This is a genomic window from Cellvibrio sp. PSBB023, assembly GCF_002007605.1.
Lineage (GTDB): Bacteria > Pseudomonadota > Gammaproteobacteria > Pseudomonadales > Cellvibrionaceae > Cellvibrio.
The window spans coordinates 1,873,147-1,887,391 of the sequence record NZ_CP019799.1 but is presented as its reverse complement, the minus strand read 5'-3'; the positions used below and the strand labels follow the sequence as shown (position 1 = coordinate 1,887,391).

The 14,245-nt window shown below is 49.4% G+C and carries 13 protein-coding genes; 6 read left to right on the top strand and 7 right to left on the bottom strand.

Annotated features, from left to right (window positions below):
- Nucleotides 1-178: 178 nt before the first annotated feature.
- Nucleotides 179-1,756 (top strand): hypothetical protein, encoded by a 1,578-nt coding sequence (locus tag B0D95_RS08365; RefSeq protein WP_078043475.1) that lies wholly within the window; start codon nucleotides 179-181, stop codon nucleotides 1,754-1,756.
- A 67-nt stretch (nucleotides 1,757-1,823) separates the two neighbouring features.
- Here the strand turns inward: B0D95_RS08365 and B0D95_RS08360 are convergent, their stop codons facing one another.
- Nucleotides 1,824-2,825, bottom strand: coding sequence for a hypothetical protein (locus tag B0D95_RS08360; RefSeq protein ID WP_078043474.1), 1,002 nt, complete (start codon nucleotides 2,823-2,825; stop codon nucleotides 1,824-1,826).
- A gap of 258 nt (nucleotides 2,826-3,083) precedes the next feature.
- Entirely contained in the window at nucleotides 3,084-3,896 is an 813-nt protein-coding gene (locus B0D95_RS08355) for a polysaccharide deacetylase family protein (protein WP_078043473.1), read from the bottom strand.
- 223 nt (nucleotides 3,897-4,119) lie between these two features.
- Between B0D95_RS08355 and B0D95_RS08350 the strand changes: the two genes are divergently transcribed.
- Entirely contained in the window at nucleotides 4,120-4,449 is a 330-nt protein-coding gene (locus B0D95_RS08350) for a type 1 pili tip component (RefSeq protein WP_078043472.1), read from the top strand.
- A gap of 30 nt (nucleotides 4,450-4,479) precedes the next feature.
- Here B0D95_RS08350 and B0D95_RS08345 read toward each other — a convergent pair whose 3' ends face one another.
- The gene (locus B0D95_RS08345; RefSeq protein WP_078043471.1) at nucleotides 4,480-5,874 is read right to left on the bottom strand and encodes an MATE family efflux transporter; all 1,395 of its coding nucleotides are present in this window, start codon (nucleotides 5,872-5,874) and stop codon (nucleotides 4,480-4,482) included.
- Between the two features lie 64 nt (nucleotides 5,875-5,938).
- Between B0D95_RS08345 and B0D95_RS20570 the strand changes: the two genes are divergently transcribed.
- Nucleotides 5,939-6,088 carry a hypothetical protein gene (locus B0D95_RS20570; RefSeq protein WP_168172425.1) on the top strand — a complete coding sequence of 50 codons (150 nt, stop codon included), beginning with the start codon at nucleotides 5,939-5,941 and terminating at the stop codon, nucleotides 6,086-6,088.
- 28 nt (nucleotides 6,089-6,116) lie between these two features.
- Here the strand turns inward: B0D95_RS20570 and B0D95_RS08340 are convergent, their stop codons facing one another.
- The 4 genes from B0D95_RS08340 to B0D95_RS08325 all read right to left on the bottom strand — a co-directional run bounded on the left by B0D95_RS08340 (nucleotide 6,117) and on the right by B0D95_RS08325 (nucleotide 8,981).
- Complete coding sequence (locus B0D95_RS08340; protein ID WP_078043470.1) at nucleotides 6,117-6,530, bottom strand: biopolymer transporter ExbD; 414 nt, start codon at nucleotides 6,528-6,530, stop codon at nucleotides 6,117-6,119.
- Between the two features lie 3 nt (nucleotides 6,531-6,533).
- Nucleotides 6,534-7,265, bottom strand: coding sequence for a MotA/TolQ/ExbB proton channel family protein (locus B0D95_RS08335; protein ID WP_078043469.1), 732 nt, complete (start codon nucleotides 7,263-7,265; stop codon nucleotides 6,534-6,536).
- Between the two features lie 33 nt (nucleotides 7,266-7,298).
- The gene (locus B0D95_RS08330) at nucleotides 7,299-7,934 is read right to left on the bottom strand and encodes an energy transducer TonB (RefSeq protein WP_078043468.1); all 636 of its coding nucleotides are present in this window, start codon (nucleotides 7,932-7,934) and stop codon (nucleotides 7,299-7,301) included.
- Between the two features lie 210 nt (nucleotides 7,935-8,144).
- The gene (locus B0D95_RS08325; protein WP_078043467.1) at nucleotides 8,145-8,981 is read right to left on the bottom strand and encodes a PEP-CTERM/exosortase system-associated acyltransferase; all 837 of its coding nucleotides are present in this window, start codon (nucleotides 8,979-8,981) and stop codon (nucleotides 8,145-8,147) included.
- A gap of 149 nt (nucleotides 8,982-9,130) precedes the next feature.
- Here B0D95_RS08325 and B0D95_RS08320 point away from each other — a divergent pair, with 149 nt between their 5' ends.
- The 3 genes from B0D95_RS08320 (at nucleotide 9,131) to ggt (ending at nucleotide 14,244) form a co-directional block, all read left to right on the top strand.
- Nucleotides 9,131-10,420: a hemolysin family protein gene (locus tag B0D95_RS08320; RefSeq protein WP_078043466.1), complete on the top strand. Its 1,290-nt coding sequence runs from the start codon at nucleotides 9,131-9,133 to the stop codon at nucleotides 10,418-10,420.
- A 118-nt stretch (nucleotides 10,421-10,538) separates the two neighbouring features.
- Nucleotides 10,539-12,275 (top strand): alpha-amylase family glycosyl hydrolase, encoded by a 1,737-nt coding sequence (locus B0D95_RS08315; protein WP_078043465.1) that lies wholly within the window; start codon nucleotides 10,539-10,541, stop codon nucleotides 12,273-12,275.
- A 244-nt stretch (nucleotides 12,276-12,519) separates the two neighbouring features.
- On the top strand, nucleotides 12,520-14,244 hold the full coding sequence (gene ggt / locus B0D95_RS08310) for a gamma-glutamyltransferase (RefSeq protein WP_078043464.1): 1,725 nt from the start codon (nucleotides 12,520-12,522) through the stop codon (nucleotides 14,242-14,244).
- Nucleotide 14,245 lies beyond the last annotated feature (1 nt).

Here is a 14,245-nt window from a genome sequence, read left to right as displayed (position 1 = left end):
TCAAATCTTGAAGTGCCTCGTTATCACCGGTGAATGAGTAGCCTTACTGGCTGAAACGGCAATGATTTTATAGATTGCGCTCGCTTAATAGAAAATATAAATCCATTTTTTAATCCCTAACCCCAAAGTTTTTCTGCTTTCGGCCGATAACAAGGTGAGTCTATGGAGGCCAGATACGATGGAAATTTCCACTATTCCCCTGTTGGAACCTATAACCCGCAATACCCAAAGTGCTGTTGCGCCAGCCACTGAACCCGATGTGCCTAATGGTGTGAATGCCGATTCATCAGCGGCGCTTATGGCTGAGTCAGTGCAAATTTCACCTGCGGTGTTAGTGAGTATTACGCGCGAACCTACGCCCGCCCCGGTCTATACCGAACCGCTGGCGACCTTGAATCGCCTGCGCGATGACAGCCATACCGGCGCGGCAGCGCACGCAACGTCCCAGGGATTACTCTCCTCCCTGAATCAAGTTACCGATGGCAAAGCACCTTTCTCGGTAGCGAATGTATTCAGCCAAATCAGTAGCCTTAGCAAAGAAACCACGGAGTACCGCAACGAAGCCCGTCAATTCAAGGTGCCGCAAAAACTCCTGACGGAAAAATTCTCGCCGGATTTTGCTGCCGCTCGCGGCAAAAAAGCGGAATCTGTTAATTTGAGTGTGCGCACTAAAGAGGGCGATAGCATCCAAATTCAGATGAGCCGCATTGACTATAAAGACGGTTCGTCGGGCATTGAATTTTCATTTGTGGTGGATGGCAACTTATCCGAAGCTGAACAAAAAGCCTTGGGACAGCTCAGTGAAAAATTAGCGCAAGTCAGCGATACTTTTTTTCGCACCGGCACCACCGAGTTGCGCGGTTTGAAAGATGTCGATACCAGTGTAATCAGTGGATTTAATCTGACGCTCCAGCGCCCTAAAGGCGATGACGTCGAAACCCACAGCTACGATTATCGTATCGATGAGGTGGCACAAACCCACACGCTCAGCGCAGAGGATGGCAGTGGCTACACAGTGGATATCACTAGCGCATTAAAACCGCTGAGCGATAGGGTAGGCGTAGATACCAATGTCTTAAAACAATATATAGAGCTCATCCGCAAAGCAACGGACGATAGCGATACCCCCAGCGGTACGCAACGTTTTATGTTGGATGTGTTTTCCGGATTTTTCCCGGATAGTCTGTTGGTGGCTAAGGGTGATGACACTACACAGACGCCCTCTGAAAAATCCATCGCTGCATTTGACTCAGGCTTACCGGATTTTAAAGCAACTTTCCGGTCCCCAGTGTTTCACAATCCTAATTTTTACTCGCAAACCTCTGCCATGGTATTAACCATCCAGCAGCAAACATCCACAGAAAAAAATCAGGATAACCTGCTGATCAAACAGGAAAGTCACTACGAGTTTATTAACAACCGTTTTGAGCCCTTACCAGGACTTGAGTTTCCTGATTTAGCCGGTGGTAACTATTTGTATGTTAAACAACGTATAGAGGCAACGACGAGCCGGATATTATCCATGACCGGTGACAGGGTAAATAATTTGTGGGTTGAGCAGGATGCGTCTGACAATAAAAATGTCAGCCGTTATGAAAACCGCAAATTAGTAGATGAGGATTCGCGCACTTATGAGGATCGTAATGTGCAAGATTTTGTTGAATTGTTGGAAAAATACAATGCCAATCATCAACAATTTGCCGTAGATGAGCTGCTGGCATCCAGTAAAAAGCAGATGTTTTTAACATTACAATAAAATTTAATAGTCTTGCCAAGTAGCTATTAAATTCAATTGCATTGAAAATTATGGGGGTTGGTTCTGTTTAGGTGTTTTGGGATGCTGACTGGCGAATTCTGGTCAGCTCTAAGATTCCAGGGTCAGTGTTACTGTTGGCCAAGTGGGACCCATCTTTTACTGCTGCTTGATATTTTTCATTTGCGTCAGCAACTATTGATAGCCATTTATTATTAATATTTCCGCTTGTGGTTGCATGAGAGTAATTCATTCCTTCGGCAAGCCAATCAGCGGAAATGTTTTTTGGTAAATAGCGATTCTTGGATGCGCCGTAAATATGTATGGTTAGTTGATTGTCGATAATGGTAAATGCTGCCTTGTTGTAAGCTTCAATGTCTTGAACAAGGTCTTTAGCAGGTTTTATTTTCTCGGGATCATCCAGCATTTTTTGAATCTTTTTTAAGGTTGCACTATCTGCGCCGTCTTTGCCAGTGCTTACCGCGGTGATCTTGCCATCAATAAATACAATGTCGTAACTGTCAGGGTCAATATTAAATTCTTCTTGCAAATGCTGCTCAAATTTTTCCATAGATGCTTGGACATTCCCAGCCGCTTTTCTAAAATTGTATTGAGCCTCAAATATCAAATTGGTTTTAGCAACACCAATCCGGTCTCCCTGTTCGGTTCCCTCACGGCTGGATTGCAAATGGCCATTTAGATCCACTCGTGGCAGTTTTGAGGATTCAACCATTAGTTCCTTCATTGTTAGCTTGCTCAGACGCTCATCTTCGGCGGAAGCATAGGGGCGTCTGGTGCCACTCTCCAGCTCCTTTTCTGTAACCCAGGTCTCGTATAAGCTGGTTTTGTGCTCGCTTAACTCCTCAAGCGATCCAAAGCGTGGGGTAGCATTGTAGTCATAAGATAATTTTGTAGATTCAGGTGACAAGGTAACAATCACAGATGGAGAGCTGCTGCTAGCAGTGAAGGTCTTCTCTTGCGTAGGCGATGAAGTTTCTGAGGTAGTCTGATCTGAGCTTTTTTTTGCGGTTGTTGTCAGAGTCTGTGCGTGATTTAAGCTAATAGAGTCCATGATAAATATCCTTCCGATAAAGTTGCACGCCTAATGATGTTAACGCCAACAAATGAAAAAACTTTAGGCTAAAGAAAAAATCGGTCAGAACGTTGATGAGTGGACATTACTCGTACAACATCGGTGAATATTTATAATCGCCTCAGTCGCGTTTGAGTCTCAGAATAAAAGCCCGGAAGGTGTATATGAAAAAGCCAGCTCTTTATGAGAGCTGGCTTAAACAAAAACTGTCAACTTAGTTGACGAGTACGGTCACAATTATTTCTTTGCCTGTTGTTCCTTCACATACTTCATGATGGTGACAAAGGTATCTGTCCAATAAATATCTTTGTTGTCTGCGAGGTATTTCAATAATTCCTCATGGGCTTCATTGGATATGCTCAGGTGATCGCCGCCAATACCATGAAAAGTAAAGTTCATCATGGTGCCTTTGGCGGCGGCTTCTTTTACGGCTGCGATTAATTCTTTGCCACTCACATCGGCTGGTGTTGCTACAACCACTGAGTAGGGATCGAGGGTTTTCATGTCGGGTACTACGCGGCCAAAGGCGGCTTTCGCGGCAACAAATTCATTTTTCACCAGTGGCAAGTAGGGGGTTCCGCCCGCATTTAAATCACCGCAAGGGGTGGTGAAAGTGCGTTCGGTTTTGCCGTCAATGGCGTGCAGCATGGTATTCCCTACACGAATTTGTGCTGCCAGTTGAACGGCGCTGACTTTATCCAAATCATTTTCGGGTTGTACCCATTCGCGGCCAGCACCGACGCGCGAACATTGGTGAAATAAGGTGTGGTTGGCAAGCTCGTGACCATTAATGGCGGCTTTGCGCCAATCTGCCATGCGATTAGCAACGGTTTCTGCGCTCAGTGTTAAATAAAAGCTGCCTTTCAAGCCGTATTTATCCAGAGCGGGAATGGCGTTATCCAGTTGTGTGGGTAAGGCGTCGTCGTAGGCCAGGTTGATAGCTGCCTTGGCGCCATTTGGCCACTGGAATGGCTTGTCTGCTGCGAAGCTGATCTGGCTGCCGAAGGCCAGTCCTAAACCGAGCAGGAAGAGGTTTATTTTTTTCGTCATTGCTGTCGTCTCTAATAGGGAGGGATTATTGTTTTTGCGCTGCTAACCATAGTCGCAGTTGCGGGCATTTTCTATGGGTACCCTGCATTTTATGTTTAACCTTGTGTGAATTTTTGTAAGGGATTTTCGTGAAGCCTATCTACCGTCGGTGGCGGTTGGGCTACACTCAACACTAGGCATGAACACTATTCTATCCCGTCATTGCAGTAAAAGGAGTGGATCTATGTCGTTAAAAGGTTTGGTTGCCGAGTGGGAAAAACAAGCGCAGGGGATTTTAACCAAGGACAGCTATGAGGTTCATCTCACCATTGAAGATGCTGCACGCATCGACGCTCTGGCGGAGATGTATCCCAAGCGTACCAAAGAGCAATTAATTCGCGAATTGTTATCCTCAGCGTTGAATATGGTGGAGGAAAGTTTTCCCTATGTGCAGGGCAGTAAGGTAATCGCCACCGATGAAATGGGCGATCCACTCTATGAGGATATTGGGCCTGAACCCAGGTTCATGCAGTTGCTGGAGAAACATTTGCACAAGCATCAGGCGAACAGCTAAGCCGTTGGTGATGGTCTTGGTACCTGCCGTCTAGTGAAGCTGTCGACGCAATCCCGGTAAGTAAATGCCGAGTGTGAGCGCGCGAGCAATCACATAGAGAATAAATGCCAGCCACAACCCTTGGTTGCCTGCCCAGGCAACCAGAATCCAGGCGGCGCCAAGAAATATCAGCAGCGATACGAAGGCTGCATTTCGCATGGCGCGGCTTGCTGTTGCACCAATGAAAATACCGTCCAGTTGAAATGCCATAAACGATAACAAGACATAGGCTGCAGCGTAGGGCAGGTAGGCTTGTGCCTGTTGCCGAATGGCGTCGTGGGGATTCAGGGCGTTAATTGCCTGTGGTCCACCAATTAATAAGAGTAGCATCAGGCCTGTGGCACACAGGGCAGCGATTTGTGTGGATACCACAAGCACGCGATCAAACAAGCTGCGGTTGCGCGCACCAATAGCTTTGCCCACCAGTGACTCCAACGCGAATGCAAATCCATCGAGAAAAAAGGCGGCGAACGATAGGAACTGCAGCAGTATGTAATTGGCCGCAAGCACCGTATCACCAAACTGTGCACCTTGATTGGCGAACCAGCCAAAACCGGTGAGCATGAAAAGGGTACGCCACATAATGTCGCTGTTTATTTTCAGGGTGTTGATCAACCCGTCGCGCTGGAAAATCTGTGAGCGGTTAAAAAAAGGTTCTGCCGGTTGTGCTTGGTTGCGCAATACCTTGTATAAAACCCGGGCACCGGCAATGACACATATCCATTCGGCAATCACTGTGCCCAGTGCTATGCCGCGTACACCCCAGTCGAAGCCAACCACAAAAACCACGTCCAGCAACAGGTTCAGGCCATTCAGTAGCAGTTGCAGCCAGAGGAGCTGACGCGTGTGCCCTAGTCCGATCAGGGTTCCCATAATGGCGTAGGTGGCGAGCGTTGCCGGTGCACCCCAAATCCGGGTATGCAGATATACCTGCGCGCCTTGCTCAACGGCGTCACTGCCATCCAGTAAACCAAATGCGAGCAGGCTTAGCGGGTATTGCAGCAAGATTAACAGCAGGCCAATAGCGGAACCCAATAGCAGGGCGCGACCATAGGCCACCCGCACTTCGCGATAATCGCCCGCACCGGCTGCTTGTGCCGTAAAGCCACTGGTGCCCATGCGCAAAAAGCCAAAGCCCCAAAAGACGAAGCTGAAAATCAGGGAGCCAAAAGCGATAGCGCCCACGTCGGCAGCGGTGCCCTGATGACCGATCACGGCTGTATCTACCAGTCCCAACAAAGGCACGGCGGCATTGGCGAGAATAATGGGAAATGCCAAGCGAAGAATGGCGCTGTGGCTGGTATTGGGTAATGGCGAGTGCGAAGTCTGTGCGGGTTGCGAGGTATTCACGGGTAGCTCATGGGATAAATAATCGGCGTGCGGCATGCACCTAAACTGTCGCAGTTTGCGTATAGCGTTTATTACACATTGGATAATGAATGGAGAACCTATGTCGCTGCAAGCTACCCCCAACACAACAGAAATCGGTGCGCCGGTGCACTTACCCTGTCGCGGATGTCAGGAGACTTGCCCACACTATGCCACCTGCGATGGCAAACCCTGGCGGGATCAGGGGCAACCCAAGCCTGCTCCGCATTAAAACCCCGGCCCCATAACAAAGAACCCGGCTAGTTGCCGGGTTCGGTGACAAATCCTAACTTTAAAATGCCCGCGCGCTGCACGGCGGCCATGGTCTGTATCACATGCTCGTAAGCGACCGCTTTATCGCCGCGAATATGTATTTCGGGTTGTGGCTCCTTGCTTGCTTCGCCTGCCAGACGCGCTTCCAAATCATCAAAACTCACTTGGGTTTCATTCCAGAAAATCGCACCCTCGGCATTGACTGCGATATTGATGGTTTCCGGTTTTAATTCATTCGGCGTATTGTCGGCGCGCGGCAAATCTACTTTTACCGAGTGCGTTAATACTGGCACGGTGATAATAAAAATAATCAACAATACCAACATCACATCCACCAGTGGTGTCATGTTGATTTCGTTCATGACTTCATTATCGTCGTCGAGACCTCCACCAAAAGCCATGGCTTAACCCTCTTTGCGCGGACTGGTATTGCGCGGACTCAGTTTGGTGATAGTGCCTTTGTTTTGCATCGGGCTGCCGGTGATGAAATAGGCATGTAACTGATGGGCAAAACGGTTGAGTTTATTGAGCACGCCTTTGTTGGCGCGAGTCAGTGCGTTGTAACCTAATACTGCCGGAATCGCGACTGCCAAGCCAAAGGCGGTCATGATCAACGCCTCGCCTACAGGGCCTGCCACCTTATCAATACTGGCCTGGCCTGACACGCCAATACCTACCAGTGCGTGGTAAATCCCCCAAACAGTACCAAACAGGCCGATAAATGGCGCTGTAGAACCCACCGATGCGAGAATCGCCAAGCCGCGTTGCAGGCGCTCGGCACTTTCATCGATTGAACCGCGCAGGCAAGCAGTAAGCCATTCAGCCAAAGGTAGGTGACCATGCAGGTCGTCCTTGTGATTGCTGTGGTGATCCAGTGCTGCTTGACCTTCTTCTGCCAAATGGCGAAATGGGGTAGTGCGGTCTTCACCCAAAGTGCGCAAGCCTTCAGCAAAACTCTGGGCGTGCCAGAAATCGTTCAAGCCCTGTGCCGGGTGACGCAGGCGCCATAAACCCCAGGCGCGCACCACAATTACCCACCAGCTTGCGATGGACATGATGAGCAGCATGATCGCCACGCCTTTGATCAGCGCGTCGCCTTGTGCCCAGATAGAAGCTATGCCGTATGGTGAATCCATAAAAACCTCGTTGTAGCAGTATGAGTATCAAAATTAATGCAAATTAAATTCGAGTGGTTGTTCGTACCAAAAATCGATGGCTTTGCCACCTTGGGTTGCCGGCTGGTAGCGCCAGCGTTTTACCGCATTAATCGCCGCGTCATCCAGGCGTTTAAAACCGCTGGATGCTTTTAGTTTTATCTCGCCGACGCTGCCGTCCGTGAGAATCAAAATCTCCAGTACAACCAAACCCTCTTCACGCAAGCGGCGCGACAAACTCGGGTAGGCAGGAGCCGGATTGCTGATCTGGCCAGCATCTGCACGCGGCGGCAAAACCGGCGCGGGCGCCGCCGGTTTTGGTTCGGACGGTTTTTCCACTGGCGGTGGCGGCGGAGCGGGCTCCGGTTCCGGTGCCTTTACCGCGCGCTCTGATGGTGGTGCTTTGGGCACCGGCTTCGGTTTTGGCTTGGGCTTAGGTTCGGGCTTTTTTTCCGGGGGCGGAGGAGGTGGCGGTTCAGGCGGCGGTGGCGCTGCTTCTGGTTCGGCCATCACGATAACGCCCTGAATAGTCGGTTGAATGATGTCAACTGGCACAGGGTCGGACGTTGACATGACAACGGCAGCTAATACACCCACATGCACACCAGTAACGAGCAGTAAGGAAATCAGTGAGCTATGTTTGGATGACATGAACGAAATGCTGGCCTTAGGAAAGAAGTCAATAAAACACACAAAGAAGCGAATAACAAACTGGTGTTAATGATAATTCTTCTCAAGTGCAAAGGCAATAAAAACCTGTGATCACTCGTTGTCGAGACAATATTGGGCGGCTGGGTGGTTTATCACCCAGTCGTTAATAGTCTGCAGAACGTAGTTTTGTAAGTGAGGCTGTTGGGGGATTCAGACAGTGATCTGAGTATGATCAAACAGTTCTGCTTCAATAAATGTGAGTAATTTGCGATAGCCGGGGTTTAAGGTCCGACGTGCTTCACGTACATCTACATAATAGGCCGCACGCTGTCCGTGGTATTCAATTACCGGCCCCAGTTGTGTGCAGTGGATTCCTACAAATTTCAGGCTGCGCGCCAGGCGTGGTTCCATCATTAAATAAATGTGGACGCGGCGGGTTTTGTGGCAGAGCGCCATGGCAGATAAATACAGGCTGACCGCGATATAAGGAAACGCGCGCATTTCGTGGGCTGAAAATGACTCTTCATTAATAACCCCAATCGCCGCACCATCTTGTTTGTCGGTGATGCGTTTGCGAAACAACGCGGGCACCGCGAGGCGCGATAGCTCACAGATCTGATGCGGCAGGAAATTAGTCGGTGCAAGGCTCTCATGCGTAATCGCATGGGCGCAGTATTGTTGCAAGGGTAATAATTCAGTGCTGTGTTTGGTGGTGATGACCCGCACCGTACCGGCGAGCTGGTTGCTGTTGAGGTGGCGAATAGCACAGTGTACCGAGCGTGGGTCAAATTCGTCCTGCTCCATGTGCTGGGGCTTTTCATCCTCAAAATGCAGCTCTTCGCAATAGACTTTATGGCGCAATTTGTACACTTCACGTTTGAGTTCTTCGCTCAATGCAATCTGCGGTTTCAGGTATTGTGAAAAATGTTTGGCAATAGCAGTCGCATCTTCACGAGCCACATTGCCAGTGACAGGATGCGTTGCGTTGATTGGGGTTGAGGTAGCTTGCTGCTCTAACGGCTGGCTGGGCAATGCTGTTGTCTTCATAAAATCCTTGGTGATGGGCTCTCTAAATCAATCCTGCTAATGGGTGGGTTGAGGTTAATTGGCGTGTTTTTGAATAGTGCTATACTCGCTCGCTCCCGGGTAGTGTGGATCAAAAGGCTCCACAAATTAAAGCTATTTAGTAGGCGGTTATGGAAATATTTGTATTGCTGGGTTTAATTGTGCTCAACGGCATCTTTGCGATGTCGGAGATTGCTATTGTCACTGCAAAGAAATCCCGCCTCAGTGCGCTGGCGGCCAAAGGCAATCGCTCCGCTGCTGCCGCGTTGAAACTGGCAGAGGACCCTACCCAATTTTTGTCCACCGTGCAAATTGGTATTACCTCCATTGGCATTATGAACGGTATTTTTGGCGAGTCCGCATTTGCCGAGCCGTTTGCACTCTGGTTGCAAACCCTGGGGTTGCCAACCAATATCAGCGATAACGTCGCAACAGTTCTGGTGGTGGTAGTGGTGACTTATTTATCCATTGTGGTGGGTGAATTGGTGCCCAAGCGTATCGGCCAGATCAGTGCTGAGCGCATCGCCTGTACCATGGCAAGGCCAATGCAACTGCTGGCGATTATCACCAAGCCCTTTGTGGCGCTCTTGTCCATGTCGACTCTCTACCTGATGCGTATCCTTGGATTTAACCAGATGCAGGGACATCAGGTTACCGAAGAGGATATTCACGCGATTTTGGAAGAGGGTTCAAGTTCCGGCATTCTGGAAGCCCAGGAACACACCATGGTGAAAAATGTATTGCGACTGGAAGCGCGCAGTATTGTCTCCCTCATGGTGCCGCGCGCCGATGTGATCTATTTGGATACCACGCTCTCGCTGGAAGAAAACTACCAGCGGGTAATGCAATCGCCCCACTCGCGTTTTCCGGTCTGTACCAAGCAAAACGACAACCTGATTGGCATCATCAATGCCAAAGAATTGCTGGCAGAAGCCATTCGCGGCAATCAGGTGGATTTGGCGACTATGGCGCAACCTTGCGAGGTTGTTCCCGAATCGCTCACGGCGATGGAGCTGCTGGAGTTCTTCCGTTCCTCACACAGCCAAATGGTGTTTGTGGTGGATGAGTATGGCGATCTGAAAGGCATAGTGACCCTGCAGGATTTGCTTGAAGCACTCACCGGTGAGTTCATCAGTGAAGACGATGAAGATGCGTTCATTATTCGCCGCGATGATGGTTCTTTCCTGCTCGATGGTATGTTGCCGGTATTGGATATCAAGGATTGCCTTGGACTTGCCGAATTGCCGGAAGAGGGCAACTATCAAACTCTCAATGGGTTAATGATGCTGTTGATCGGGCGTATGCCGGTCACTGGCGACAAGGCACAGATCCCCGGTTGGCAGTTGGAGATTGTGGATATGGATGGTCGCCGTATCGATAAGGTGCTCGCCGCTAAAATCGACGAAGAGAGCAATAATTAAGCTGGCGCATACGTATTCATAGGCGTCACAACCACACAGGGCTTGGCACCGGTGTTATGAATGGGCTTTACTCACAAAGCTCAGTCTTATAACGCTAATACCTCACGGAGCCTTGCTAATGAAACGCCTGCTTTCCCTGTTTATCGCCGCCAGCTTATTTGCTGGCTGTTCCGACTCCGGCACTTCTTCCCCGCAACACCAAACGCTCGCCAGTGCCGCTACCAGCAGTACGGCCTATCAATCCCTCGCGATCAATGAAGATGCCAACGCCTGGTGGCACAACGCCATTATTTACGAGATCTGGCCGCGCTCTTTTTACGATGCTGACGGTGATGGCAGTGGCGATTTTAACGGCATGACCAGCAAGCTGGATTACCTAAAAGATCTGGGGGTGAATGGTATTTGGCTCACGCCGGTATTTGAAGCGCCGTCTTATCACGGTTATGACTTCCAGGATTTTTACAAGGTTGAATCCGATTACGGCACCATGGAAGAATTTGAAAATTTTATCGCCGAAGCGCACAAACGCGATATCAAAGTCATTCTGGATTTAGTGCTCAACCACATTTCCGACAAACACGACTGGTTTATTAAATCCGCAAACAAAGAAGCAGGTTACGAAGATTATTTCATCTGGCGCGATGAGCGACCCGCGAGCGGTTGGGGTCAACCTTGGTCCAGCGAATCCAATCCGGCAGCCGTATGGCACTGGAACGAAACCCGCAACGCCTATTATTACGGTGCATTCGGTAGTAGCCAGCCGGATTTAAATCTCACCAAGCAAGTAGTGATCGATGAATTAAATAAACTTGCCACCTTCTGGTTGGAAAAAGGTGTGGACGGTTTCCGTTTGGATGCGGTGCGCTACGCGGTGGAAGAGGGCGGTTATCCATTACAAGCCGATACCCAAGGCACAATCGATTACTGGACACTGTTTACCCAACATGTGAAATCCATAAAACCCGATGCCATGTTAGTTGCCGAAGCCTGGGCTGATTTAAACACTATCGGCAAATACCGCGATAATGGCAAAGGTTTGGATTCCGCGTTTGATTTTGATTTTGGCACTATGGTGATTGATATACTCAATCCTGCCGTTAAACAAAGCGCCGATTTCGGTACGCTCGGCAATAATAAGTTGCAACAAAATCGCGAAAACCTGTGGGCCAATTTGCACGCGCGCAAAGCCGCGGCGCCGATGAATTATTTCGCCCCCTTCCTCACCAATCACGATCAAAACCGTATCATGTTGTCGCTCAATAATGACATGAATAAAGCGAAAATCGCCGCCAGTTTATTGATGACTACGCCCGGTACTTTGTATATGTATTACGGTGAAGAAATTGGTATGTCGCAATATAAAACCGGCGACGACCAATATCGTCGCGCCATTATGCAATGGGCAGACGAACCCTCCGCTGGTTTTAATAGCACGGCCAACTTCTGGTTGGATCAAGGAAAATGGTTCCCGTGGGTGCAAAACCACGAAGGCTGGTTTGCGCATTACTGGCAAGGGCTGCAAGGTAAAGGCTTGTCCGTCGCCGCGCAAAGTGCCGATGAAAATTCCCTGCTTAATCACTACAAGCGATTGATCGCCGTGCGCAACGCCAATCCAACGCTTAAACAACCGGATGAAATCCGTTACTACCCGGTAGAAAATCAGGATGTCTGGTTAGTGGAAGCGCTCGGCAAAACCGGCAGTGTGTGGGTGGTCATCAACCTGAGTTCTACCGCTGCTGCCGAGGTGGAATTGCCAAAATCGCTACAAGGAGCGCGCACTGAAAAACTCAGTGGGCAAGAAAGAGACTTGGGCAAACGCATTATCCTGAAACCAGCAGAGGCATTGATTTTTTAATAGGGATGGTTGGTGCGCAGAATGTAGTTATATATTCTGCGCACAACTGCTTCAAACAACACTATTTTTTTAATTCTCATAGACGTATACATTTTTATTATCTTGCGCCTTATCGCTCATTTGGCCTCTTCCCTGCCTTGTTAATTTTCCTCCCTGTTTGCTGCATCCATCAACAGCTTGTATGCTTCATCATTCATTATCTCTTTACTTACCTGCATGATTAATCATTACCCTGGACATAATTATGAAAAATGGGTGGCTTGTTGTTTTTGTTTTGAGTGGTTTCCTGTGTGCCTCCGTTACTGCAGTAACGGATACTGGGCAAATGCCTTCTTTGGTTAAACCGGCAAGCGATTACGCCAGCGTCAGTGCCGATAGCAAGGTAGCGGTAGCGACGGTGAGTCCTTATGCCACGCAGATTGCAATGGATGTGGTAGCGCGTGGCGGTAATGCATTGGATGCGGCAATTGCAGCTACCTTTGCGTTGGGGGTGGTGGACGGCCATAACTCGGGTATTGGTGGGGGCTGTTTTATTCTGGTGCGCTTGGCTGATGGCAGAGTGCTGGCGATTGATGGCCGTGAAATGGCGCCGGCGGCGGCAACGCGTGATATGTTTTTGGTGAATGGCAAAGCTGATCCTGAGCTGAGCCGTACCGGTGCGCTGGCGGTAGGTATTCCCGGTTCGGTATTGGCATTGGATAAGTTGCGACAGCTGGGCGCGGTATTGCGTTGGCGCGATTTAATTTTGCCCTCCGCCGAGTTGGCGGATAAAGGTTTTGTGGTATCCCGTAGCCTTGCGGAGCGATTGGCAGCCACTGCGCCTGATTTAGCGAAATTCCCTGCCAGCGCCGCGATTTACCTCGACGACAAGCAACAGCCTTGGGATGCAGGCAATACGTTGAAGCAAGCGGATTTAGCGGCGACTTATCGCGCAATTGCCAAGCAGGGTGCCGCGTATTTTTATCAGGGCGATTTTGCGCGCAAAACCGAGCGTTGGATGCAGCTCAATGGTGGCTTGATTACGCGTAAGGATTTTTCCAATTATCAAATAAAAATGCGTAAACCGGTTGTGTCCGAATTTGCGGGGTTCACGCTTTACGGTTTTCCTCCGCCCAGCTCCGGTGGTACTCATGTAGCGCAAATCCTGAATATCCTCGAACAATTTGATTTGACAAAAATGACTACCAGCGAGCGCTATCACCTGATTGCAGAGGCGATGAAATTTGCGTTTGCTGATCGCGCCCACTGGTTGGGCGATGCGGATTTTACGCGTATACCTGCCGGACTGACGGATAAAAATTACGCGCGCAGTATTGCCCAAAAAATCAGCCTGGAAAAAACTACAGCGGATATTCGTTATGGTAATCCGGAAGCAGATATCCAACATCTGATGAATAAACACACCACTCATATTGCTGCGGCTGATTTGCAGGGAAATTGGGTTGCCATTACCTCCACCGTCAATACCAGTTTTGGCAGTAAGGTGGTTATTCCAGGTACGGGAGTGGTACTCAATAACCAAATGGATGATTTTTCTGCACAGGTGGGTGCTGCCAATGCATTTGGTCTGGTTGGTTCAGATGCAAATGCAATTGCGGCGCGCAAGCGACCGCTATCAAGTATGAGTCCGACACTGGTATTTAAAGGTAATCAACCGGTGATGACGCTCGGTGCTGCCGGTGGCCCCACGATTATTTCACAAGTGGTGCAAACCCTGTTGTATAGCCTACATGATGGTATGCCCGTTGCTGAAGCAATGGCGCAGCCGCGTATTCATCAGCAGTGGAATCCCAATATGCTATTTGTGGAAGCGGCTATGCCAGCCGACATCCAACAGGCGTTAAAACAAAAGGGACATGACCTTAAGGTCTGGCCCAGTATGGGTGCGTCACAAGCTATTGAGTGGCGTGATGGCAAGTTGATTCCTGTCGCAGAGCCGCGTGTCATCAAACAAAATAGTGAAAAGTAAT